The organism is Acinetobacter sp. FDAARGOS_724, from assembly GCF_013364475.1.
In the GTDB taxonomy this organism is placed as follows: domain Bacteria; phylum Pseudomonadota; class Gammaproteobacteria; order Pseudomonadales; family Moraxellaceae; genus Acinetobacter; species Acinetobacter variabilis.
In genome coordinates, this window is record NZ_CP054908.1 from 2,415,193 (window position 1) to 2,439,936 (window position 24,744).

The 24,744-nt window shown below is 42.0% G+C and carries 24 protein-coding genes, 1 rRNA gene and 3 pseudogenes; 12 read left to right on the forward strand and 16 right to left on the reverse strand.

Going from position 1 to position 24,744, the window contains the following annotated elements:
- Nucleotides 1-37 precede the first annotated feature (37 nt).
- The 5 genes and pseudogenes from FOC32_RS12725 to ftsY form a co-directional block, all read right to left on the reverse strand.
- Nucleotides 38-1,575, reverse strand: a 16S ribosomal RNA gene (locus FOC32_RS12725).
- A gap of 479 nt (nucleotides 1,576-2,054) precedes the next feature.
- On the reverse strand, nucleotides 2,055-2,720 hold the full coding sequence (locus FOC32_RS12730; RefSeq protein WP_104426045.1) for a DUF2057 domain-containing protein: 666 nt from the start codon (nucleotides 2,718-2,720) through the stop codon (nucleotides 2,055-2,057).
- A 194-nt stretch (nucleotides 2,721-2,914) separates the two neighbouring features.
- A complete protein-coding gene (locus tag FOC32_RS12735) occupies nucleotides 2,915-3,508 on the reverse strand; it encodes a nitroreductase family protein (RefSeq protein ID WP_104426044.1) in 594 nt (197 codons plus the stop codon).
- Between the two features lie 182 nt (nucleotides 3,509-3,690).
- Nucleotides 3,691-4,118, reverse strand: a pseudogene (locus FOC32_RS12740) (hypothetical protein).
- Nucleotides 4,119-4,299: 181 nt separating this feature from the next.
- Nucleotides 4,300-5,403 (reverse strand): signal recognition particle-docking protein FtsY, encoded by a 1,104-nt coding sequence (ftsY, locus tag FOC32_RS12745; protein ID WP_034171087.1) that lies wholly within the window; start codon nucleotides 5,401-5,403, stop codon nucleotides 4,300-4,302.
- 232 nt (nucleotides 5,404-5,635) lie between these two features.
- Here ftsY and FOC32_RS12750 point away from each other — a divergent pair, with 232 nt between their 5' ends.
- Both FOC32_RS12750 and FOC32_RS12755 read left to right on the forward strand, forming a co-directional pair.
- The gene (locus tag FOC32_RS12750) at nucleotides 5,636-6,976 is read left to right on the forward strand and encodes a M16 family metallopeptidase (RefSeq protein WP_416332517.1); all 1,341 of its coding nucleotides are present in this window, start codon (nucleotides 5,636-5,638) and stop codon (nucleotides 6,974-6,976) included.
- A gap of 11 nt (nucleotides 6,977-6,987) precedes the next feature.
- On the forward strand, nucleotides 6,988-8,565 hold the full coding sequence (locus FOC32_RS12755; RefSeq protein ID WP_171284719.1) for a M16 family metallopeptidase: 1,578 nt from the start codon (nucleotides 6,988-6,990) through the stop codon (nucleotides 8,563-8,565).
- Here the strand turns inward: FOC32_RS12755 and FOC32_RS12760 are convergent.
- Together FOC32_RS12760 and FOC32_RS12765 are read right to left on the reverse strand one after the other, a co-directional pair.
- Complete coding sequence (locus tag FOC32_RS12760; protein WP_104426040.1) at nucleotides 8,489-8,812, reverse strand: hypothetical protein; 324 nt, start codon at nucleotides 8,810-8,812, stop codon at nucleotides 8,489-8,491. The two genes, FOC32_RS12755 and FOC32_RS12760, sit on opposite strands and share 77 nt — an antisense overlap.
- Before the next feature lie 104 nt (nucleotides 8,813-8,916).
- The gene (locus FOC32_RS12765) at nucleotides 8,917-9,279 is read right to left on the reverse strand and encodes a hypothetical protein (protein ID WP_081402667.1); all 363 of its coding nucleotides are present in this window, start codon (nucleotides 9,277-9,279) and stop codon (nucleotides 8,917-8,919) included.
- A 220-nt stretch (nucleotides 9,280-9,499) separates the two neighbouring features.
- On the opposite strand from FOC32_RS12765, the gene FOC32_RS12770 reads away from it, so the two are divergent.
- The 3 genes from FOC32_RS12770 (at nucleotide 9,500) to FOC32_RS12780 (ending at nucleotide 10,795) form a co-directional block, all read left to right on the forward strand.
- Entirely contained in the window at nucleotides 9,500-9,733 is a 234-nt protein-coding gene (locus FOC32_RS12770) for a hypothetical protein (RefSeq protein ID WP_034171084.1), read from the forward strand.
- A 155-nt stretch (nucleotides 9,734-9,888) separates the two neighbouring features.
- On the forward strand, nucleotides 9,889-10,263 hold the full coding sequence (locus tag FOC32_RS12775; RefSeq protein WP_034171083.1) for a DUF2750 domain-containing protein: 375 nt from the start codon (nucleotides 9,889-9,891) through the stop codon (nucleotides 10,261-10,263).
- Nucleotides 10,264-10,363: 100 nt separating this feature from the next.
- Nucleotides 10,364-10,795: a CBS domain-containing protein gene (locus tag FOC32_RS12780; RefSeq protein ID WP_034171082.1), complete on the forward strand. Its 432-nt coding sequence runs from the start codon at nucleotides 10,364-10,366 to the stop codon at nucleotides 10,793-10,795.
- Between the two features lie 140 nt (nucleotides 10,796-10,935).
- Here FOC32_RS12780 and trpB read toward each other — a convergent pair whose 3' ends face one another.
- The 9 genes from trpB to FOC32_RS12825 all read right to left on the reverse strand — a co-directional run bounded on the left by trpB (nucleotide 10,936) and on the right by FOC32_RS12825 (nucleotide 18,654).
- Nucleotides 10,936-12,141 carry a tryptophan synthase subunit beta gene (gene trpB, locus FOC32_RS12785; RefSeq protein ID WP_034171081.1) on the reverse strand — a complete coding sequence of 402 codons (1,206 nt, stop codon included), beginning with the start codon at nucleotides 12,139-12,141 and terminating at the stop codon, nucleotides 10,936-10,938.
- A 107-nt stretch (nucleotides 12,142-12,248) separates the two neighbouring features.
- Complete coding sequence (locus FOC32_RS12790; protein WP_034171080.1) at nucleotides 12,249-13,436, reverse strand: vWA domain-containing protein; 1,188 nt, start codon at nucleotides 13,434-13,436, stop codon at nucleotides 12,249-12,251.
- 13 nt (nucleotides 13,437-13,449) lie between these two features.
- Nucleotides 13,450-14,301: an AAA family ATPase gene (locus FOC32_RS12795; protein WP_104426039.1), complete on the reverse strand. Its 852-nt coding sequence runs from the start codon at nucleotides 14,299-14,301 to the stop codon at nucleotides 13,450-13,452.
- A gap of 21 nt (nucleotides 14,302-14,322) precedes the next feature.
- Nucleotides 14,323-14,706 carry a hypothetical protein gene (locus FOC32_RS12800; RefSeq protein ID WP_104426038.1) on the reverse strand — a complete coding sequence of 128 codons (384 nt, stop codon included), beginning with the start codon at nucleotides 14,704-14,706 and terminating at the stop codon, nucleotides 14,323-14,325.
- 21 nt (nucleotides 14,707-14,727) lie between these two features.
- Nucleotides 14,728-15,033 (reverse strand): YcgL domain-containing protein, encoded by a 306-nt coding sequence (locus FOC32_RS12805; protein ID WP_004783715.1) that lies wholly within the window; start codon nucleotides 15,031-15,033, stop codon nucleotides 14,728-14,730.
- Between the two features lie 129 nt (nucleotides 15,034-15,162).
- Nucleotides 15,163-16,305, reverse strand: coding sequence for a ribonuclease D (locus FOC32_RS12810; protein WP_104426037.1), 1,143 nt, complete (start codon nucleotides 16,303-16,305; stop codon nucleotides 15,163-15,165).
- Between the two features lie 193 nt (nucleotides 16,306-16,498).
- Nucleotides 16,499-17,095, reverse strand: a complete 597-nt coding sequence (gene recR, locus FOC32_RS12815) for a recombination mediator RecR (RefSeq protein ID WP_004783720.1) — start codon at nucleotides 17,093-17,095, stop codon at nucleotides 16,499-16,501.
- A gap of 13 nt (nucleotides 17,096-17,108) precedes the next feature.
- Nucleotides 17,109-17,438 carry a YbaB/EbfC family nucleoid-associated protein gene (locus tag FOC32_RS12820; protein WP_004783723.1) on the reverse strand — a complete coding sequence of 110 codons (330 nt, stop codon included), beginning with the start codon at nucleotides 17,436-17,438 and terminating at the stop codon, nucleotides 17,109-17,111.
- A gap of 28 nt (nucleotides 17,439-17,466) precedes the next feature.
- Nucleotides 17,467-18,654 (reverse strand): O-succinylhomoserine sulfhydrylase, encoded by a 1,188-nt coding sequence (locus FOC32_RS12825; RefSeq protein ID WP_104426036.1) that lies wholly within the window; start codon nucleotides 18,652-18,654, stop codon nucleotides 17,467-17,469.
- A 142-nt stretch (nucleotides 18,655-18,796) separates the two neighbouring features.
- Between FOC32_RS12825 and FOC32_RS12830 the strand changes: the two genes are divergently transcribed.
- From FOC32_RS12830 to FOC32_RS12860, 7 genes and pseudogenes are all read left to right on the forward strand, one after another.
- On the forward strand, nucleotides 18,797-19,894 hold the full coding sequence (locus tag FOC32_RS12830; protein WP_104426035.1) for an alpha/beta fold hydrolase: 1,098 nt from the start codon (nucleotides 18,797-18,799) through the stop codon (nucleotides 19,892-19,894).
- A gap of 55 nt (nucleotides 19,895-19,949) precedes the next feature.
- A pseudogene (locus FOC32_RS12835) lies at nucleotides 19,950-20,408 on the forward strand (NAD(P)-binding domain-containing protein); the annotation flags it as partial.
- A gap of 44 nt (nucleotides 20,409-20,452) precedes the next feature.
- Nucleotides 20,453-21,675, forward strand: a protein-coding gene (locus tag FOC32_RS12840) for an IS3 family transposase (RefSeq protein ID WP_104426777.1) whose coding sequence is annotated in 2 segments (ribosomal slippage) — nucleotides 20,453-20,789 and nucleotides 20,789-21,675 — 1,224 coding nt in all. Because the reading frame shifts where the segments join, the coding sequence is not laid out codon by codon here.
- 35 nt (nucleotides 21,676-21,710) lie between these two features.
- Nucleotides 21,711-22,136 (forward strand): annotated as a pseudogene (locus FOC32_RS12845) (NAD-binding protein); the annotation flags it as partial.
- Nucleotides 22,137-22,219: 83 nt separating this feature from the next.
- Entirely contained in the window at nucleotides 22,220-22,486 is a 267-nt protein-coding gene (locus FOC32_RS12850; RefSeq protein WP_104426034.1) for a YARHG domain-containing protein, read from the forward strand.
- A gap of 31 nt (nucleotides 22,487-22,517) precedes the next feature.
- Complete coding sequence (locus FOC32_RS12855; RefSeq protein ID WP_034171073.1) at nucleotides 22,518-22,931, forward strand: HIT family protein; 414 nt, start codon at nucleotides 22,518-22,520, stop codon at nucleotides 22,929-22,931.
- A 344-nt stretch (nucleotides 22,932-23,275) separates the two neighbouring features.
- Nucleotides 23,276-24,328, forward strand: a complete 1,053-nt coding sequence (locus FOC32_RS12860) for a porin (protein ID WP_104426033.1) — start codon at nucleotides 23,276-23,278, stop codon at nucleotides 24,326-24,328.
- Nucleotides 24,329-24,744: the final 416 nt, after the last annotated feature.

The window sequence follows — 24,744 nt, forward strand, 5'->3', positions numbered from 1 at the left end:
ACTTGTTGTGGATTCTTACCAATCGTCAATCTTTCGTTAAGGAGGTGATCCAGCCGCAGGTTCCCCTACGGCTACCTTGTTACGACTTCACCCCAGTCATCGGCCACACCGTGGTAAGCGTCCTCCCTAAGGTTAGACTACCTACTTCTGGTGCAACAAACTCCCATGGTGTGACGGGCGGTGTGTACAAGGCCCGGGAACGTATTCACCGCGGCATTCTGATCCGCGATTACTAGCGATTCCGACTTCACGCAGTCGAGTTGCAGACTGCGATCCGGACTACGATCGGCTTTTTGAGATTAGCATCTGCTCGCGCAGTAGCAACCCTTTGTACCGACCATTGTAGCACGTGTGTAGCCCTGGCCGTAAGGGCCATGATGACTTGACGTCGTCCCCGCCTTCCTCCAGTTTGTCACTGGCAGTATCCTTAAAGTTCCCACCCGAAGTGCTGGCAAATAAGGAAAAGGGTTGCGCTCGTTGCGGGACTTAACCCAACACCTCACGACACGAGCTGACGACAGCCATGCAGCACCTGTATCAGAGTTCCCGAAGGCACCAATCCATCTCTGGAAAGTTCTCTGTATGTCAAGGCCAGGTAAGGTTCTTCGCGTTGCATCGAATTAAACCACATGCTCCACCGCTTGTGCGGGCCCCCGTCAATTCATTTGAGTTTTAGTCTTGCGACCGTACTCCCCAGGCGGTCTACTTATCGCGTTAGCTGCGCCACTAAAGCCTCAAGGGCCCCAACGGCTAGTAGACATCGTTTACGGCATGGACTACCAGGGTATCTAATCCTGTTTGCTCCCCATGCTTTCGCACCTCAGTGTCAGTATTAGGCCAGATGGCTGCCTTCGCCATCGGTATTCCTCCAGATCTCTACGCATTTCACCGCTACACCTGGAATTCTACCATCCTCTCCCATACTCTAGCTAACCAGTATCGAATGCAATTCCCAAGTTAAGCTCGGGGATTTCACATTTGACTTAATTAGCCACCTACGCGCGCTTTACGCCCAGTAAATCCGATTAACGCTTGCACCCTCTGTATTACCGCGGCTGCTGGCACAGAGTTAGCCGGTGCTTATTCTGCGAGTAACGTCCACTTATCCCAGGTATTAACCAGGTAAGCCTCCTCCTCGCTTAAAGTGCTTTACAACCAAAAGGCCTTCTTCACACACGCGGCATGGCTGGATCAGGGTTCCCCCCATTGTCCAATATTCCCCACTGCTGCCTCCCGTAGGAGTCTGGGCCGTGTCTCAGTCCCAGTGTGGCGGATCATCCTCTCAGACCCGCTACAGATCGTCGCCTTGGTAGGCCTTTACCCCACCAACTAGCTAATCCGACTTAGGCTCATCTATTAGCGCAAGGTCCGAAGATCCCCTGCTTTCTCCCGTAGGACGTATGCGGTATTAGCGCCCCTTTCGGAACGTTGTCCCCCACTAATAGGCAGATTCCTAAGCATTACTCACCCGTCCGCCGCTAGGAATCAGGTGCAAGCACCCTATCCCCGCTCGACTTGCATGTGTTAAGCCTGCCGCCAGCGTTCAATCTGAGCCATGATCAAACTCTTCAGTTAAAATCATTTCGAGTTTTATAAGTAAAACTCTTAAACTTGGCTCATCAATTTCCTGACTTAAATTTCGCTCAAATAAACTTCGAGTAATTCAAACCAATCAATCAATGAAAATAATTTCGATCAATCAACCAGTAAAAATCCACACAAGTTGTTCTTCATAATCTCTTAATGATCTTACTTAAAACCTCGTCAGTTTTAAGCTCCAACCCAACCACTTAACGTTTTGTTTCATGCATTGCATTGGTGTGCTGCGTATTCTATACAGTTTCAGAACCAGTGCAAGAGCTTTTCTTAAAAATATTCAAAAAAGCATATCGTACGTTTATTTTTTAATCTGAATTGCTATTTTTAGCAGTTTTAATGCTTTTTTCCAGTCATTTTTGGCCTAAAAGTTTAAGCAAATGTGAATTTCTACTGGTTTAGTTTTTATTAAAAGGGATCGTATGAGTACGATCCCTTTTAATATTGAACAATAAATTTTAATTTGCCTGCTCGCCAAGCCAATTCATAAATTTTTGTCGTTCAGCTTTAGATGCCTGTTTCCACAACTGAATTAATTGCTGATCAACCTGACCAACTGATGCATTTTCCCGAACGTTTGCAGTAGCCACATTCGGTGTGCTTGCAGTTTGAGTGTAGACCGCTGCCGGCTGATTTGTTGGAGTTACAACTTTATTCGTTGTCAAATCCACAGATTTTCCTAAAATACTTTGCCCTAGTAATGGTTTCGCTGCATCTTTTGCTCCTGCCTGCTGAACCAGAAGCTGATTTTTTGCATCATATAAACCAATAATTGGCTGATCTTTATATTTTTTCGCTTCATCAAAATTTTTAGGCGCGTTAATTAAACCCAATTTATAAGTTTCACCATCTTTAAGTTCTGGAGTTTTTACAGTTACTACGCCAGATTTTAAAATGTCATGAGAATTATCATTGTGCTGGAAAAATTCATTATAACGAACACTAATCGCATTCGTACCCGCATCCAGTTTATAAGTTTGATCTGAGCGTAATAGACCTGAACGTACTTCCTGATCATTCACTGCAATCATCTTGATTTCTTCAGGTACGGTTAATGTCACGGCTGAAAAAGCTGATGTGCTGCCCAATAATGCAACTACAGCTGCTGTAATACGTAAATCCATGTCACTCACTCATTCTGGTTAATATATAAAATTTTCATTGCACTATGCCGTGTACAAATGACAATTCTATGACAAATGCTTTGCCTCTACAGCACTTTACTCAGCATTTATCAGACTATCTATCTTCTGATTTCTGCTATATCACACATAAAAAAGAAGTACTTAACAGTACTTCTTTCTCATCTCTAAATCGATTATGCAAAGGTCTTAAATCGTTCTGCATCATCCATAAAGATTTTTTCACCTGGAGGGGCTTCGATTGAACCAAATACCAATTGAGCACGAAGCTTCCAGTTCGATGGAATACTGAAAGTTTGCGCCACTTCTTCATCAATGATCGGATTGTAGTGCTGTAGTGATGCACCAATATTATGTTCAGCCAAAGCTGTCCAGGTTGCAAACTGAGCGATACCGCTGGCATGCTCTGACCAGATCGGGAAATTATCTGCATATAGCGCAAATTTTTCTTGCATTCCTTTAATGACATTCTGGTCTTCATAAAACAGTGCAGTTCCATAACCTGCCGCAAAACCATCTATTTTGCTATTGGTAGCCTCAAAAGCATCTGCCGACACCAAGTCGCGTAAAGTTTCACGCACAATATGCCAGAAAGTATCATGTGATTGACCAAACAAAATCACTACGCGTGAAGATTGCGAGTTAAAAGATGATGGACTATGTTTCACCGCCTCTTTAATGATGTACTCAATTTCTGCCTGATCCAGGCTGACATTTTTCCCAATGACATAAATACTACGGCGTTTTTTAATATGATCTAGAAATGCCATGATCTCACCTCGTTCTATTCTGATTATTAAAAACCGATAAGATCATCCTAAGCATTTTCACTGCCCAAAACAGTCTTATTTCGATAACAATGTGTTTTATTTATAGAACATTCTCAGAGATGTTAAGGTTGATCCTTTGTATCAATCACCTTAGCGCATGCTAATTTCAAAAATCGCCGGTCTTAGCTAAATACCAGGAAGCTGTCTGGATTTACAAACTCAATTTTATCTTCTATTGCTTCTTCAATTGAACCGAAACAGAGCTGAGCACGTAGCAACCAGTTTTCATCAATTTTAAAATGCTCAGCTACAGGGTGATTCATCTGTGCATTATAATGTTGCAAAGAAGCCCCCAGACCGGAATCAGCCAGCGCACACTTTGTGAATTATAGGTTGAAGGACAGCTATGCACTGCTTCCTGAATCAGCTCGGTCAGATAAGCCTGACTATAATGCACACGCTTACCTAGCTGATAAGGCCCACGGCACTTTTTTAATTTCTCAACAAAAGTGAATTCTAAATGTTCAACTGCTTTACTCTTTTTAGGAAATTTAAAATCCTTAGTAAGGTCATTTGTTAATACCTGCCCAATTTTATTGAGTAATGCTATTTTTTACCCTCTACATATAGCCTGAACTTCAATCACCAGGCAAATCCCATAAAATTATAATGGGTTTATTCAGGTAGGCAGGATTTGCTGTTTTTTTTCATGCTGCTTTTTAGAACATTTAAACCCTTTAAAACAACAAACTCCGCATTTAGCGGAGTTTATGTGGTGCAAATCGCATTAATTATTTTTCAGTTTCAAACAATGCCGCAACGAATGATTTTGCTGAGAATGGACGTAAGTCATCAATTTTCTCACCTACACCGATAAAGCGAATCGGTACATGCGTACGGCTGGCAATATTAAACAGCACGCCACCTTTGGCGGTACCATCCAGCTTGGTAATGGTTAAACCCGTTAAACCTACTGCTTCATCAAACATTTCAACTTGATTAATGGCATTCTGCCCTGTACCAGCATCCACCACCAGCATCACTTCATGTGGCGCAGTCGCATCAATCTTCTGCATGACACGTTTAACTTTGGTCAATTCCTGCATCAGGTGACCTTTGTTATGCAAACGGCCTGCAGTATCCGCAATTAAAACATCCACACCTTTGGCACGCGCACTTTCGAAAGCATCAAAAATGACTGAAGCAGAGTCAGCACCATGACCTTGGGCTACGACGGCAATATTGTTGCGTTCACCCCAGATCTGTAACTGCTCAGTTGCAGCAGCACGGAAAGTATCACCCGCAGCCAGCATGACTTTTTTACCTTCGCCTTGCAGACGTTTTGCCAGTTTACCAATGGTCGTGGTTTTACCTACACCATTTACACCCACCACCAGAATCACATACGGATTTTTGTTTGGATCGATATGCAGTGGTTTTACACGCGGAGCCAGCAGAGCCACCAGTTCTTCCTGAAGCGCTTTATACAGCGAGTGAGAATAAATCAGGTCACCACGTGCGGTACGTTCAGTCAAATTGGCAATAATCGTTTTAGTCGCATCAACACCGATGTCTGCAACCAAAAGCTGTTCTTCAACTTCTTCTAATAATTCATCGTCAATTTCTTTGCCACCAATCAGGATATTGACCATCCCATCGGCAAGATTTTTACGGGTTTTGGTTAAACCCTCTTTCATACGGCTAAAGAAACCGCCTTTTGTAGCAGGTTCTTCTTCCTGAGCTTCCGTCGCCACAGGTGCAGAAACTTCAGCAGTTGCGCTTGGTGTTTCTACAATCGGCACATTAACCGCAGGTAAACTCGGTAATGTGACATCATCATCTCCGATATCAGCATCAATCAAAAATTTGTTTTGCCCATTAGATTGCTGTTGCATGCCGAATCCTTGAAAAGCATTGCGTTAAAAAATTGAATTCTAGCATAACTTGCAGTGTTTTGAGCGGGAAATCCAATCCATGAATAAACAACCAAAAAATAACAGTGTTTGGTTGCTTTCAATACAAGATTTCTGAAAAATAATCCTAAATACAAATATCTATTCATTGGAAGACTTTGTGTCCATATCTTTTTTTGCTATCTCCTTCTTATCCAGAATCATCAAACAGCGGATTTCTCCAGTCGCAGTACTAATCCTGAGTTTTGGTTTTAGCCCCGTACATGCCGCAACCCAGAGTGAATTATCCCGCACCACCATCGAAACCTATTTAGGTAATGGCTTAAAAGTCATTATCCGAGAAGATCATCGCTCTCCGATGGTGATGACACAGATCTGGTATAAAGTCGGCAGTAGTGATGAGTCCGGCAATATTCTCGGTGTCTCTCATGCTTTGGAACATATGATGTTTAAAGGCACGAACAAAGTTCCCAATGATGAATTTACCCGCCTGAGCCGGATTTATGGCGGCAGTATTAATGCCGCAACCTTTACCAATTACACGAACTATTATCAGCTCTATCCTAAAGGCTATTTTCCGATGGCGCTTGAACTCGAATCTGACCGCATGAACAACCTCTTGTTACGCCAGCAAGATTTTGATCCGGAAATTAAAGTGGTAATGGAAGAACGGCGTCAGCGTACTGATGATAATCCGCGTGCCCAGGCATTTGAACGATTTAGATGGATCAGTTATCCCACCAGTCACTATCGTCAGCCCGTGATTGGTCACATGAAAACGCTCAATAATATTCAGCTCAGTGATGTTAAAAAATGGTATCGAGACTGGTATAGCCCGAATAATGCCATTCTGGTCATCGTCGGGGATGTTGACGTTCAAGAAGCTCTCGTTCAGGTACAGAAATATTTTGGCGATATTCCGGCACGTCCTACACCATCACGTAATGACGTACTCGAGTTTGAACGCTTAGGCTATCGTCATATGGAAGTTGAGAGTAATGTCCAGGTGCCTAATCTGTATATGACCTGGAATGTGAAATCTCTATCTACCGCCAAGAATCCTCAAGATGCCTACGCCCTAACCATTATCCGCAGCTTGCTGGATAGCGGAATTTCTTCTCGTTTGCAGGATCGTCTGGTTCGCGACCGCAAAGTGCTTACTTCTGTAAGTGTGTCTTATGATCCTTATAACCGTGGAGATAGCCTGTTTGGTATTTCCGCACTTCCGGCTCCAGGTGTAAATCTGACAGAAGCACAAACGGCCATCCAGAAAGAAATTAATTTACTAAAAACTGAAACTATTTCTGAGTATGAACTGGCAAGGATCAGCACACGCTTTATTTCAAATCTGATTTATAGTCAGGACAGTCTGAGCGGACAGGCCAAAATGATTGGAAACCTTGAAGTAAACGGATTGAGTTACCGCCTGATGGATGAACTGCCTCAGCATTATGACAGTGTCCGTGCAGAGGACATTCAGCGGGTTGCTAATGCCTATTTTGTCCGTGAAAATTTAAGTACGCTCTACCTTTTGCCTGAACAGAAAGATCAATAATGGTTATTACAATGTCTAAAGTTCGCTCTCTTATCCTTTTAACCAGCTTAAGCCTCAGTTCAAGCCTTTGGGCAGAAAATTATTTAGATACCCAACCTGATTTGAATGATAATCCCAGTCAGTTACAAGCGATCCCTCTCCTGCAAAGCTTAAAAAACATTAATCAAAAGCAGGCATTTCAGGCACCTTTTATCCATGACCTGAATAATCGTTACAAAGTTCGCACTCTATTTGTTGAAACCCGAGATCTGCCGATGGTCGATATTCAACTGACCTTTAATGCCGGATCAGCACGAGATCAGGAAATTGCTAAAGGTCTATTTGGTTTATCCAGCACAGCAGCCAAACTGATGCGCGAAGGAACAGATAAATATACGGCTGCACAGGTGGCTTCAGTCTTTGATGCGACAGGCGCACAATTTAGCGTGCAGGCTTATCGCGATATGTTTGTCGTTCGCCTTAGAACTTTATCAGATCCCAAAAAAATGGAACCTGCTTTGGCCATGATGATGGAAGTTCTCAAAAATGCCACATTCAAGCCTTCGAGTATACAGTTAGCACTCAGTAATACTCAAGTAGGACAAAAACAGCTTCAGGAAAATCCAAGTAAACTGATGGATATCCGGTTTTATCGGGCATTGTATGGCCAGCATCCTTATGCCGAACCCATTACCGGCACCATTGGCAGTACCAAAAAAATTACGGCTGATTTACTGAAAAAATTCCGCGACCAGTTTCTGGTAGCACAAAACATGAATATTGCCATTACCGGCAAACTCAGTTCTAAACAGGCACTGGAACTTTCTGAACGAATTGCAGGCAATTTGCCTCAAGGACAGAAAGCTGTTGCATTAGCTGAACCTGAAGAAAAATCGGGTTTTGATATCGTGCATTTGCCTTATAACTCATCCCAAGCGCATGTGACCTTCGGCCACTTAGGACCAAACCGTTTTACTGAAGATCGACTTGCTCTGGAAGTGGCCAATCGCATGTTTGGTGGTGGTGGGTTTAATGCAGTATTGATGCAGGAATTAAGGGTAAAACGCGGCTATACCTATGGTGCTTATAGTACATTTAGCTTTAGTCAGGCACCCGGCATATTTAGCTTCCGTTATTCGACTAGACAAGATCAGTTACTGGATAGCATTCAGATCGCACATCAGGCTTTTATCAACTTTGTAAATCAGCCGATTGATACTAAGCGCCTGGAAGAAACCAAGGCCGGGATGTTAAGAGCATTTCCAAATAATTACAGCAGCAATGCCACGATTAATGCCCAGTTAGGCACAATGGGCTTTTATGCAGAGCAAGCCGACTATCTTTCACGCTATCCAGAACGTTTAGCCAAAATTACCGCTGCAGATGTGCAAAATGCCGTGCGCAAACATCTGCATCCAGAACGTTTAACACTGGTCGTGGTGAGTCAAGAATTGGATAAAGAAGCATTAAAACTACGATTGAAACAGAACCTGTTAGATCCTTCTACACCACTACCTAATATGATTTCAATACCTAAGGCATATCCACAGAAACCGGCGGAAGCTGACGAGTCCGTAGAGATTCCTGCTGATACGCCTGCATCAATTTAATATATTGACCGCGATGGATGCGTTGCTGTTGCAGCAAAGTCTGAGCCATATCCTGGGTTTGAGGTAAGCTCTGCTGTTCTGCAAGTTCCTGAAGTAAATTAAATTGGGAAGTCGTCAGTGGACGATAAATGGCAAATGTAGCGAGACATAAAATTAATGCCACAATAAAAATAACAACCGCATTATAAATTTGTTCAAGCTTAATTTTATTCAGAAAATCGCTTAATTTTTTGCTATCTATAGCCATACACTACCTCAAGTTGAAGCTAGTGTATGGCTGGGTCCCATGAAGTTCAAGTCAAAGATTGAATGACCAGTATAAATATACATTTTGATATGACTATAAATCGGTTAGGATTTCAACAATTCGTACACACTCCAGGCAATGACCATTGCCACCAGACCTAAAACCAGCAAAATTGCAAACTTGCTTAAGCCGGCTTCGGCTTCAGGTGGATGCAGTCGATCCTCATCTGCAATTCGGACCAATTCATCATTATAGTGACTATAAAACTCTGCACGCTGGGTTTCGTCCAGAGCGCGGGTAAAATCATAAACTTCTTTACGTTGAGCCAGACTGTAATCACCTAGATGGGTATATTTGTCATAAATTGCCTCATCTAGTTTTTTACGGTGTACATGCGCCAATTCTGTAATCTGACTGGCTGTTGGGGGCATATCAAAACTGAGCCCTTCAAGAGTTCTTTGCATCATGTTGTTCTCCTTTTCTTTTGTTCTATTGTTAAAATCTATACCAACCAAACTTCCAATTGTGTATAGTTTGATCGTACAAACTATAAATTAAGTAAACAAGAAAGCTGATATAGTTGACTTTTCCATTATTTTGTAATATTAGTTTAATAATACTAAGTTATATTTGTATTTAGACTTAAAAGTCTATCCGAAATCATAATTAAAATTAAGGAGTTTTTATATTATGCAGAATATCTCTCAACATGATTTGGAACATCTGTATGCAGATGCAGTGAATACCATTCAATCGCAAATGAACTTTGTCGATGCAGTAAAACAATTAGAAGATGCAGCGCGCGCCGGTCACGGTAAAGCAGCACTCTTTTTAGCTGAACTGTATTATCAGGGTTTTCGTGTAGAACGAGATTCACTCAAAGCACAATACTGGCAGAACATGGCTACCATGCAAGCTTGAAGAAACGTCACCTCGGTGACGTTTTTTATGCCATTCTTTCGAAATACTGCAATTAAGACATAATTTATTACGATTGCTTGCAAAGCTGAAACAGTAATTTCACTGGAACTTTCTAGAATAGAGCTGAACTCTAATAGCACTTTATTTTAACGACAATGCGAAAAATTATTCAATACGACCCGATATGTAAAAACTTTCTTTTGAGGCTCACCATCCTCAAATCCATGATGTATTGTGGCGTTTTGTGGGGCGTCTATCATCAGGGTTGGGCGATGATGCGCGATCAGGAAGATTATATTTTTCCATTCTGGCTTAATTCTCTGGATGCCAAAAATTATGCCAAGGAACATTGGCCAGGTTATGTACCACGTAGAATCAACCCCGAAGATTTTGAAAACAACTTATTACCAACACTGTCCCGATTAGCCGTGACACCTACTTTATGTAGCGGTAATGGCACTAAACTAAAATTATCAATTCCACAGATGCGCCACCTGTTTTTCTCACAACAAAGACTGCACTTTGCCTAAAAACATGTTATTTATAAAGACATAAAATAGACACCTAGAGATGTTCAGTTGGATACATACTCTAGGACTAATAATAATTAGATAAAAAGGACTCAATAGAATGACCAACGTAGCACAAGTGCTCGGTGATAAAGTACATCAGGCAGTTTATACTATCCGTCCAAACTCTACAGTTTTAGAAGCAATTAGCCTGATGGCAGAAAAAGGAATTGGGGCGCTGGTCGTTACCCACGAAGACAGTGTGGTCGGCATTTTGTCAGAGCGTGATTACACCCGTAAAATCGCATTGATGCAAAGAACCTCTTTTGATACCACGGTCAATGAAATTATGACACCTAAAGTCATAACTGTGACTTCTGCAACTTCTGTTGAAGACTGCTTAGCATTAATGACTGACCGCCATTTACGTCACTTACCTGTAGTTGAAAATGGCAAACTGATTGGTCTGATTTCGATTGGTGACTTGGTCAAAGCTGCAATGGAAGATCAACGTAAACTGATTGATCAGTTACAACAATATATTTCAGGCTAAAATTCTTTCTTATTTCAATACGTGAATTAAATTCCAAAATGTCATTACAAACAAATAACAATGCAATATCAAAACCAGATCAGATATAAAAAATCCCAGTCTTAAGACTGGGATTTTTTTGATTATGACTATAAATCAAATTAAAGACCGAGTTTCTCTGCGACATAATCAGAGTCTTTATCACCACGCCCTGAAAGATTCACTACAATCTTAGTCTCTTTAGGCAATTTACCCGCTTCACGAATTGCCCAAGCCATTGCATGTGAACTTTCTAATGCTGGCACAATTCCCTCAACGCGTGACAGGGTCATAAAGGCATCCAGACACTCCTGATCTGTTGCCGTAGTGTATTCCACACGACCCAGATCTTTAAGCAGGCTGTGCTGTGGCCCTACGCCTGGATAATCCAGGCCAGAAGCAATCGAATGCACAGCTAAAGGTTCACCCTGCTCATCTTCAAGCACATAGCATGCCATACCATGCAACTGGCTTGGTTTACCCAAAGTCAGCGTTGCGGAATGCTTATCAGTATTTAGGCCATGACCAGCAGGTTCTACCCCTACCAGTTTCACGTCTGGATCATTCAGGAATGCCGTGAATGCACCCATGGCATTTGAACCACCACCCACACATGCCACCACATAGTCTGGGTTTGCACCGAAGCGTTCATTGGTTTGAACCTTGATTTCATCGCCAATAATGGACTGGAAATCACGCACCATCATTGGGAATGGATGCGGTCCTACCACCGAACCAATCGCATAGATATAGTTTTTCGGATCTTTCAAGTATTCTTCAAAAGCACTGTCGACTGCATCTTTAAGGGTTGCTGTACCACGAGTCACAGAAATCAGCTTAGCACCCAAGATTTTCATCTTTACGACGTTTGGATGTTCTTTTTCGATATCCACCTGGCCCATATGAATTTCACATGGAATACCCACCAAAGCACATGCAGTGGCTAATGCCACACCATGCTGACCTGCACCGGTTTCTGCAATCACTTTGGTTTTACCCATATATTTCGCCAGCAGTGCTTCACCCAGACAGTGATTGATTTTATGTGCACCGGTATGATTCAGGTCTTCACGTTTTAAATAGATCTGTGCTCCACCTAACTGATCAGAAAGGCGTTTAGCATGAAACAAAGGGCTAGGACGGCCGACATAGTTAGCAAACAGGTCTTTTAATTCATTCTGAAATTCTTCAGTTTGACGGATTTCCTGATAGGCAACATTGATGTCATCCATGGCCTGTTTTAGCTCTGGTGGAATGAACTGACCGCCATATTGACCAAAGAAACCTTCTTCGTTGGGCAACGCAATACCATTAATTTGATGAGCCATAATAATTCCTGAATATTGGAATAAGGTATAACAAGTGACTTTATACTAGAATAATTCGTTTTAAAGCACTAATAACTATAGATAAAGTCACTTATAGATAAATGGAATCAACGCGCCAGATATTTGGTCATATCCTCAATACCTTTTAAGGTCATTGGAAACATATGATCTTCAAAGATTTGCTTAATCAGGCCAATAGTATGCGTGTAATGCCAGTATTTTTCTTCTTCAGGATTGAGCCAGGCGGTTTTATCAAAATGCTGACGCAGACGCTGTAACCAGACCTGTCCTGCCTCATCATTCATATATTCGACCGAACCACCGACGGAGTTCAACTCATAGGGTGCCATGCTGGCATCACCCACTACAATCACCCGGTAATCCCGTCCATAGGTATTGAACAGATCCCAGGTATTCATGCGCGAGCTGGAACGACGGACATTATCTTTCCAGACATAGTCGTACAGACAGTTATGGAAATAGAAATATTCCAGAGTCTTAAATTCGCTCTTGGCGGCGCTAAACAGTTTTTCACACTGAGCGATATGCGCATCCATCGATCCGCCGATATCAAACAGCATGAGTACTTTAATACGGTTACGACGCTCCGGCACCAATTGCACATCCAGAATCCCCTGTTTGGCAGTTTCACGAATAGTGCTATCAATGTCCAGTTCTTCAGCCGCACCCTGACGGGCGAACTTACGCAAACGGCGCAGTGCCATCTGCATCTGACGACTACCAAGAATCTGATCATCATCCAGATTACGGTATTGACGCTGTTCCCAGACTTTGACGGCGGAACGTTTACGCCCCGGCCCGCCAATGCGCACACCTTCAGGATGATCACCATAGGCACCAAATGGCGATGTGCCACCAGTACCAATCATCTTATTCCCGCCCTGATGTTTTTTATGCTGTTCACGCAAGCGCTCTTCCAGCATTTTCATCAGTTCTTCCAGCGACCCGGCTTTTTTCAGTTCTTCACGCTGTTCAGGGGTTAAGTGCTTTTCTAGAAGTTCCAGATCAAACCAGTCTTTAGGCAGTTTATGCACCTGATTCAGCAGTTCATCCAGATCAAAGGTCACGATACCATCAAAGTAGTCTTTCATGGCACGATCGAACTTGTCGAAGTAGCGCTCGTCTTTGACCATCACAGTTTTAGCAAGCTGATAGAACTCGTCCTGATCGGCAAAAACTACGCCTGCCGCTACCGCCTGATTCAGATCGATCAACTCACGTGTGGAAACTGGTACGCCATATTTTCTGAGGGTATAAAACAATCGCACAAACATGCGTGTTTCTCCCTTAGCGACGCGACATAAAGGCTAGACGTTCAAGCAGCTGTACATCCTGCTCATTTTTGATCAGCGCACCGTACAAAGGCGGGATCGCTTTGGACTTGTCGGTATTTCTTAAAATGTCTTCCGGCATATCATCTGCCATTAACAGACTTAACCAGTCGATCAGTTCTGAAGTTGAAGGTGGTTTTTTCAAACCTGGAATCTGGCGTAACTTGAAGAAAACTTGCAAAGCTTCATTCACCAGTGTTGCCGAAATATTCTCAAAATGCACATCGATAATTTCACGCATGGTCGCTTCATCCGGAAACTCGATATAGTGGAAGAAACAACGGCGCAAGAAGGCATCTGGAAGTTCTTTCTCGTTATTTGAAGTGATGATGACAATCGGACGCTGGGTCGCAGTAATGGTTTCACCCGTTTCATAAACAAAGAAAGACATCTTGTCGAGTTCATGCAGCAAGTCATTTGGGAACTCGATGTCTGCTTTATCGATCTCATCAATCAGTAACACACAGCGTTCTTCACTAGTGAACGCTTCCCAGAGTTTACCCGGCTTGATGTAGTTCTTGATGTCATAAACGCGATCATCACCTAACTGACTATCACGTAAGCGTGATACCGCATCATATTCATACAGGCCTTGCTGTGCCTTGGTCGTTGACTTGATATGCCAGGTAATCAGCTTCAGTCCAAGACTTTGTGCCACCTGTTCAGCCAACAGGGTTTTACCTGTACCCGGCTCACCTTTGACCAGCAAGGGTTTTTGCAAACTACGCGCAGCTTTCACAGCCAGTTTTAAACTGTCAGTGGCAATGTACTGATCCGTACCTGAGAATTGTTGAATATCAGCAGACATGATTGAACCTTATTTTTTTATTTACAGCGGTGAACTTTTCTTGTTTGACCCAAAACCCGTTTTACTGGATGCATAGGTCGACCAGCAATAGCCAATCACAGACCCGACACCAATGACAAATAAAATAAGTGACGCATTAATCCAAACGAGTTCATATTCCTTGGTTAGAATACCAAACAGCAGCCCGAAAATAGCAGGTGCAACTGAAGCATTACTGCCTTCAGAAACGGTTGGGGTCAACAGCACGGCAAAGGCCAATAGCCATAAAAAACCGCCCATTGTCTTTGGCATGCGCTTGGTCACGCCATACCAGCAGCCTAACGCAATCAGACTGCCCAGCAGATACACTGCAAACGCAATACTCTGGTCAGGAATTGAGTACAATACAGCTACAAAACCATTCATTTCACAACTCCTGAACTGAGCTTAAGCCCCACGAAGACCTTCTGGCGCTGGTGCATTCGGGTTAATCAAACCTTCTGGTGGCATTTGCAGGAAGAAACCACGGGTAGAAATTGAATCCATCACATGTAAAACATTAGCACGTGCCAGTTTACGCGATTCACTCAATTCAAGATGCATAACAAAAGTCGCACGACCAAACGCCACACGTACCGGTTCAGCCAATACCTCTAGTGGTTCAAATGTTTCGGCTTCGTTCTCATCTGCAGGACGCGCCACATAAAGATACATTTCATCTTTTTTGCTAGATTTGTAGATAGACACTTGCATGTTTCAAACGACTTTTCTGAAAAAACAATCGCAAGGATACATCAAAAAAACGACAGAAACATTAGCCGCTTCAAATGCATCAGTCGTGATTTTGTATAATTGCTTTATCTTTAATCAATCCAGTAAAAATCACTCAACCACTTTCATCTGGGTCGACAGATAAGACTCATCCTGATGCAATACCTTAATTAGTGGCAGAGTTAATAACTCATAGCGCCAGCCGAGCAAGTAGTTTGGCAGATCCTGTTCATCCTTATGACATACCACATGCTGATATAAGGCATTCAGCCATTTCTTGCGCATCAGCACTTCTTTCGGTACAGAGATTTCATTGGATATATTCTGGATCATTGTTTCGACCTTCTCGCCAATCTCTCTGGATGAATGACGAATTGGACGTGCCAGACGCAGCGGCCATTCGGCTTGATCAGGCAGGAATTTCAACAGATCCAAAATGGTCTTGCCATGTTCGCGGACAATATTGGCCCGGATGTCTTTTATCTGACTGAGCTGGAAATTATTGCGAGGGAATTTCTCTACCAGATCAATCATGGTCGAGTTTTTCAGAATGAAGCTGCGTGGCTGATTCAGCGCCTTGGCAATCTGCTCACGCCATACAGCCAGTTGTTGTAACTGCATTAATTGACGGCGTGAATGACGATAATTACCGACATCCTGATAAAGCAAGGCAGTCGGTGTTTCTTCACCAATTTCATGGGTCAAAAAACGGCAATCTTCAAGAGCGAAATCGAGCAGATACTTGCTTTCCAGATCCTGTTTGACTTTATCCGACAGTTGCACCAGATAATGCACATCATTGGCTGCATACAGCAACTGCTCAGAGCTTAAAGGACGTGCCAGCCAGTTAGAGCGAGTCTGATCTTTTTCAATATCGACATCCAGCATCTGTTTCAAGGCATTCTGATAGCTGACCTGCAAACCATGTCCGAGGAAAGACATACCGACCTGTGTATCAAAGACATTACTCAGGGCTTTTTTCTGGGTGTAATGGTAAATCAGGTCAATGTCTTCACTGCAGGCATGGAAAATATTCTGTTGAGCATTAAAAATCTTGTTCAGAAATTCACTCAGATCCAGTGTTGTTCCATCCAGCAAATAGACATTGTTATTGACATTGATTTGAAAAACACCAAGTTTTGGCCACAAGGTGTCTACCTTAATGAATTCTGTATCCAAGCCATAGACCGGATTTTGATCCATAAGGTTCAGGACATGATTTAAGTCGTGCTGATGTTGAATAAATTGAAACATAAAGACTGAGTCTAAAATTAGATGCTCGATGAAGCTATATTACCCGATATATAGAATTTTTATATAAAAATGTGACAATCAAATCATACTTTTTGTTCCATATTTTTTTTCGAATATAGCTTATCTAGTAAACATTTTATATTTTTACTAATATATTTTTTATATTATATGTTAAGAGAATATAATTAATATTTCACTTAATTCGCATCCGGTTATGCACTGCCTGACTCAAAGTATGACTATCGACATACTCCAGTTCTCCACCTTGAGGCACCCCTTGAGCGATACGCGTCATTTGCACTGGTAAATGCTTACTGGCTTCAACCAGATAATGTGCGGTTGCCTGTCCTTCGACAGTCGCATTGGTGGCCAGAATTACTTCCTTGATCTGTCCCTGACTTAAGCGTTGTAGTAAATACGGAATACCGATTTCTTCAGGCCCGATTCCATCTAGAGGTGACAGATGACCACCCAGAACATGATATTTACCACGGAAACTGCCGCTTTGCTCAATTGCCATGACATCTGCCGGTGACTCCACTACACAAAGCAGCTCATCATCACGCTCAACTGAGGTACAGATATTACAGACTTCATCTTCCGTCAATGAATGGCAGATCGAGCATTCATGAATGTGATCGGTTGCTTCAGTCAAGGCATGTGCCAGACCAATCGCCCCTTCACGATTTTTCATGATTAAATGCAAAGCCATACGCTGGGCCGATTTCGGCCCAACGCTTGGCAAAATGCGTAATGCTTGAACCAGTTGATCAAAACGATCACTAAACATTGCGCATACTTCCTTAGAATAAACCAGCCAGACCAGGTGGTAAGCCCATACCTGAGTTTGCAGATTTCATTTTCTCTTCAGAGATCACTTCTGCTTGACGCGCTGCATCATTCATCGCTGCTGCAATCAGATCTTCGATCATATCTGGATCGTCCTGTAACAGTTCAGGATTAATTTCGATACGTTTCACCACATTGCGACAAGTCATGGTGACTTTCACCAGACCGCCACCAGCCTCAGCATGCACTTCAGTTTGCGCAAGCTCTTCTTTGGCTTTTTTCATGTTGTTTTCGACTTCTTTTTGCATGCGCTGTGCTTGCTGCATCAACATATTAATGTTCATAAAGATCTCCGAACATATATTTATAAAATTAGATTAGATCTAAACCGCGTGTAATGTCGCGAATAATATCATCAATCTCTTCCAAACCAACAGAAACGCGAATTAAACCTTCACGAATACCCGCTGCTGCTTTGGCTTCTGGAGACAATTTACCATGCGTGGTTGTTGCCGGATGAGTAATCGTTGATTTCACATCACCCAGGTTACCGGTGATTGAAATGAACTGGGTATTGTCAATTACTTTCCAGGCACCTTCACGACCGCCTTTAACTTCGAAAGATACGATACCACCGAAACCGGTTTGTTGTTTTGCAGCCAGTTCATGACCAACATGTTCAGGTAAACCTGCATAGTAAACTTTTTCTACTTTCGGATGTGCATTTAAGAATTCTGCCAGTTTTTGTGCATTGGCAGAATGCTCACGCATACGTAAACGTAAAGTTTCTAGACCTTTCAGGAATACCCAGGCATTGAACGGGCTCATAGAAGGACCAGTGGTACGTACATAACCGAAGATTTCTTCAAGCAGTTTGTGGTTACCTACCACAGCGCCACCGAGTGCACGGCCTTGGCCATCCAGATATTTAGTCGCAGAATATACGACTAAGTCTGCACCAAATTTGAGTGGTTGTTGTAACACTGGTGTACAGAAGCTGTTGTCAATCGCGAGCAATGCATCATTGGCATGTGCAATATCTGCCAAAGCCTGAATATCCGCGACTTCAGCCAGTGGGTTTGACGGAGATTCAACAAAGAGTAATTTGGTTTCTGGCTTGATGGCATTTTTCCATGCATCCAGATCAGTCAGATCGACAAACTCAACTGCGACACCAAATTTAGCCACGTATTTTTCAAATAAAGAGACTGTTGAACCAAATACGGCGCGTGAACAAATGACATGATCACCTACTTTCAGGTAAGCCATCGCCACCGCCATAATCGCAGCCATACCAGAGCTGGTCGCAACAGCGCGTTCTGCGCCTTCTAAAGCAGCCAGACGCTTTTCAAACATGGCAACAGTTGGATTGGTAAAGCGAGAATAAATATTACCCGGCTCTTGGCCTGAAAATTTTGCTGCAGCTTCAGCCGCATTTTCATAAACAAATGACGATGTTAGAAAAATCGGTTCACCATGCTCACCCTCAAAGCTACGGGTGTGACCAGTACGGATGGCTAAAGTTTCTAATTGATAGTTAAAATCGTCTTGCTGGCTCATCACTTTACTTCAGCCCAAAGGCTGCCTTTTGTAAAAAATTGCCAACATTTTGAGCGTCTAAGCTATTTCAGGTCAAGGCATAATAAGCAATTATTGCTTAGACTTCGACCAATTCTCCTTTGTATACGGATAAATTATTTACATGATTCAGTTAAAACAAAATATTCAACGCCAGAAGAAAAAATTAAAACACCTGAATGCCCGGTTATTTAACTCGTCTTCTCTGATTCTTTCGCAAAAAACGCCATTTGAATATATTGCTGCGACTGAGTTCTGCAAAATTCGCTATTATGCAGCGCCTGAAAAGAAGTACCATGAGCCCTTAGTCTTTGTTGCCCCTCTTGCGATCAATATGGATATTTATGACCTGTATCCTTACCGTTCACTGGTCAAGCATTTTCAGCATAGCGGTTTTGATGTCTATTTAATGGAATGGAAACGTTTCCGCTATAAACACCGTCACTTGAATTTTCTGTCTTTTATTGACGGCGCGATTCCTCAGGCTATTGAACGGATCTGCTCGCATTCAGGCAGTCAGTTTATTTCCCTGCATGGCTGGAGTATGGCCGGAATTTTTGTCACGCTTTATACAGCGCTGCATTCCCCTGAACATGTTAAAAACCTGATCGTACTGGGCAGCCCGATTGACAGTTATGCCTCTGGTCGGGTTGGCAAGCTGTTTAGCACCACCAATAAGCTCATTTCCAAAAATAAAAACCTGCAACAGGCGATTCACCAAGGATTGATTCCCAAGGAATATATTCATTCGCCCGGTATCATCAATGCACTGGGATTTAAGCTGCTTGATCCGATTGGCTGGTTTAAAAGCCAGAAGCAGTTTTTGATGAACCTGGAAAATGTTGAAGATGTTTATGAACATGCCACCATGGGCAATTTTCTGAACAAGATGATTGATTATCCGGGAGGAATCAATCAGGACATGGTGCTGCATTTATGGCTGCAAAACCCTTTAAAAAATGGCTCGATGACTTTAAATGGCCGAACGATTGATCTAAAAAATATTAACTGTTCCTTGCTGGTCGGGGCTGGGAAAACCGATCAGATTGTTACGGAACAGTCAGCTAAACCTTTGATAGAATTGACAAGTAGTACCGATAAGACGTTTACTCTTATCCCGGGTGGTCATCTTGGACTGATGTCCAATCAGAAAACAGCCAATACATTCTGGCCGAAATTGACCACCTGGCTGGCACAACGCTCAACCAGGATAGATGCTTAATTCCGGAAGAGCCGGCATTTTTCAGGTATTTATTATTTTATTCAGAGGGTATGACATGATTCAGTCAGTGGCATTTATTGGTTTAGGCGCAATGGGTTATCGCATGGCAGCGCATTTACCCAAGCATTTTGAGACAGTCTATGTCTGGAACCGTACTTTCGCCAAGGCTGAAGAACATGCTGCTAAATATGGCACCCAAGCTGTCGCTTTAGAACAGGCAGTTCAGGCAGATATTATTTTTTCCTGCCTGCCGACCAGTGCCGATGTTGAAGCATTAATCCAAGGCCTCAGCCTTAAAGCTGGCAGTATCTGGGTAGACTGTACCAGTGGTGTTCCTGACGCTGCCCGATGCCTAGAAGAAGCACTGACTGAACAGGGTGTGATTTTCCTAGATGCGCCTGTGAGTGGCCAGACCATTGGTGCGGAAAATGGCACATTGACTGTGATGGTCGGTGGTAATGCAGAAGGCTTTGAAAAAGCCCTGCCAGCGATGCAGGCTTTTGGCAAATTAATTATGTCCCGTCCTGAAATAAGTTTACACCTTAAGAGACTTATTTTATGGAACATGCACAAGAACAACGAGTTAAACGCACACAACGTGATTATAGCTTCGCCTTTAAAATGATGGTTGTACATGAAGTAGAAAAAGGGCAAATTACTTATAAACAAGCTCAGGCAAAATATGGTATTCAAGGAAGATCAACTGTGCTGGTATGGTTACGCAAGCACGGACAACAGGACTGGACTTCGAATATGCCGACTTCTTCTAAACGCCAATTAACCCCCCAACAACGAATCCGCCAATTAGAAAAGCAGTTAGCCGCAGAAAAGCTTAAAACTGAATTTATTCAGGATGTGATTTATCACATTGATAAAGAATGTGGGACTGATCTTGGAAAAAAGTATACCGAGCACGTTTCAAAGATTGGCAAAGCCAAAGAAGACTAAGCGTTTCACGTTATTGTCAGTGGTTGGGAATCACCCGACAAGCTTATTATCAAGCAGAAAAACGTGCTCAAATGGCTGCACAAGCAACTGAACAAATACTTGAGTTGGTTATGGAATATCGTTGTCTCATGCCAAGTATCGGAACACGTAAGCTGTATTGGCTTATTAAAGGCAAATTGTTGCAGCGTGGTTTAAAGTGTGGACGGGATCAGTTATTTAAAATATTGAAAGAGCATAATTTATTGATTCGCCCCAAGCGTCGCTATACAAAAACTACGGATAGCAAGCATTGGATGAAGAAGCATCCAAATTTATTAAAGGATTATTCAGCAGTGCAAGCCAACGAAGTCTTTGTTAGTGATATTACTTATGTTGAGAGTGCTGAAGGCGTACATTATTTATCCTTAGTGACAGATGCTTATACCCGTCAGATTAAAGGTTATAAGTTATCGAATGATATGCGTGCGGAGAATGTTGTGCAGGCTCTACATATGGCGATGCAGCATGTGACGGATCGAGCGACAAGGATGATTCATCATTCAGACAGAGGCTCTCAGTATTGCTCTGAACTATATCAATCGGCATTACGCCATTATGGGGTATGTCCTTCTATGACAGATGGAGGAGACTGTTACCAGAATGCATTAGCAGAGCGGATTAATGGAATATTAAAGCAGGAGTTTTTAATTACACGATGTCAAACCATGAAAGAGTTAGATCACTTAATTGCGGAATCTATCATGATTTATAATTGCTATAGACCACATTTAAGTTTAAATATGAACACCCCGAATCAGACGTATGAGCAAACTAAAACCGAGCTAATTGCTTAACTCGGTTTGAAGTAGAATACTGTCAATCTATTTCAGGACAAGACATTAAGCATGTGGGTACATCAGGTGCTGGCTTTGCGGTAAAAGCGGTAAATAATATGTTACTGGCTGTAAACCTGTGTGCGGCAGCAGAAGGCTTTACCACGCTGAAAGCACACGGGGTTGACCTGAATGAAGCACTGGATTGTATCAATGCATCAAGCGGCAAAAGCAATGTGACTGAAACCGTTTTACCACAGCGTATTTTGAACCGTAGCTTTCCTGTTACCTTTGCCCTGCCTCTCTTGGCCAAAGATACCGGCATTGCACTTGATCTTGCGCGTGATGCTAAACTGGCAGTGCCACTTCTTGCTTTGGGTCAAAGTCTGATGCAAGCTGCTAGCAATCTGTCGGATAAAAATAGTGACTTTTCCAGTGCTGTAAAAATGTATGAATCATGGAGTAATATTACCATTGAGTAATATCTCGCCATTGAATAATAATAAACAAACCTAATATTGTGACTATAGACTAGCCACATGCAGTGATACCTGAGGAAACTCTTATGAATAAGTTATTTGTTGTAACACTCGTCGGTTCTGCAACTTTGTTTGGGGCTTCAACATCGGTTCTTGCATCTGAACAGGAATGCAAAAAATTGAAAAATGACCATGATGTCATTTATGCATCAAAAGGTTTCTGTTTCAAGGATCCTGAAGCAAAAGCAAAGTTTAATGACAATTGCTACACAACCAAGCCAAAATTTTCAGAAAAAGAGCAGCAACGTCTTGACGCGATCAAAGAACGTCAGAAAGAATTGAATTGTAAATAATACAATTCAATTCTGCTCAAGGAATGCACTTATGACTTACGATGACCAAAATATTTTTGCACGAATTCTGCGTGGTGAACTTCCAGCAATTAAAGTGTATGAAGATGACCAAGTTCTTGCATTTATGGACATCATGCCACAGGCCGATGGTCATACTCTGGTCATTCCTAAAACACCCGCAATTACCTTGCTTGACCTGGATCCTGAAATTGCAGCCTATACCATTCAGGTGGTGCAAAAAATTGCCAAAGCGATTGAAAAAGGTTTAGGTGTAGATGGCATTGTACTGATGCAGCTCTCTGGCGCTGCGGCGGGTCAGACTGTTCCGCATGTCCATTTCCATCTGGTACCTACTTCTTTGCACAACCTTGGCAAACATGCTGCACAAATGGGCGATCAGGAAAAAATCAAGCAACTGGCAGAGAAAATTAAAGCTGCCCTGTAAGCTATTCTTAATATTTAAAAATGGAGCTTCGGCTCCATTTTTTATGTCTGATGTATTTCACCTTGAATTAAGCCACTAAAATATCAATAAAAGTCACCTAGCCTATTTTTAGGTTTTACAGCAAACACCGAGCCTAGTTGTATTTGTATCAATCCTGCTTATCCCACTCACAATTCTATAAAAAATAAGACAATGATTGTCTTTAATATTTCTGAAATATTTCCTTAATCATATTGACTTATTTGTAATGAATACTTGGCACCAATAGAGCAGTAGATGTTTCAAAACAATACTGAAACTTGTTTTTAAGACGATGAATAAAAAAGTCTTTATTGGAGCAACACATGAAAAAAACGTTATCTGCATTAGCAATCGGGGCAACAATTTTAACACCAGTAATGGCAGCTGCTGCTGATGTTAAAGTGTATGGTCGTGCACACGTTTCTTTAGATTATCTGGATGATGGCCAGGATTATAACGAAGTAGGTCTTTCTTCAAACTCTTCACGCCTAGGCTTTAAAGCTGAACAAAAACTAGAAAATGGTATGACCGTATTTGGTCAAATCGAACAGGAAATTAACTTTGCAAGTGGTTCTGCAAACGATGATGTTGAATTTGCAACTCGTGATACTTTTGTTGGTTTAAAAGGTGATTTCGGTCAAGCGCGTATCGGCCGTTTTGACAGCCCATTCAAAGTAGCACGTGGCCCGGTCAACTTCTTTGGTGATATGGTTGGTGACGTTCGTAACGTCACGCGTGTAGGCAACCTGCGTTTTGATGAACGTAATGCCAATACAATTGAATATAAATCACCAAAATTCGGCAACGGATTTAATGTTCTGGGTGCACTTTCCCTACATGAAGCCAACAGCCCGGATGCATCTAAGGATGGTGAAAAAGATAAAGATAAGGCTTATGACCTCGCTTTAACCTATAAAGAAGGTAAAGTTGATTTCGCCGCTGCATATGAACACTATGAAGAAGAAGCTGCCCGTGGTGAGCGCGATGGTTTCCGTATCGCAGGTGCTTACAAAATCACACCTGAATTCAACTTGGGGGGTTTATACCAATTCCTTCAACACGATAATTCTGAAGCAAACCCAGATGCACAAGTATTTGGTATAGCCGGTGAGTATAAATTTGCACCAAAAACCTCATTCCGTGGTGAAGTATTCCACCGCGATGTCGATGCGGACGATGCGAATGCAACTTTACTGGCAATCGGACTTGAGCACCGTTTAGATCCAACAGTTCGCGTTTATGGCAACATAGCAACTGTATTAAATGATGAAAACTCAAACCTTACCCCTTGGGCACAAGCTCGTACCAATGCTGTAGGTGGCGTACGCGGTGAAGACAGCCTAGGTCTTTCTCTAGGTATGCGTTACGACTTCTAAAACCTCCCCAATTTCATATTAGAAGAGAGCCTGCCTGATGCGGGTTCTTTTTTATTTTTTAATTAATCCTGACTATTTTAATTAGAATAAAAACCGAATAAAAACCCCAGCAAAATAGTCAGATTTAATAAGATTAAAAAATAAATCCTAACCATTTTAATCAGATTAATTTTATCTATTTAATAATTAAACCAAGCAAATTAATCCACTTTAAAAATATAAATATAAGCATTTTAGTCAGATTTAAATAATCTGTTTTTTACACAAAATAATCACAAATATTTAGAATAATTATCAAACTTTTAATAGTATATTATTAATATTTTCAATAACTTATAAATATATGTTTATTTAAACTATTTAGTCTATTTATTTTTTAGTTACAATCGATTAATAATATATAACAAACCACATAA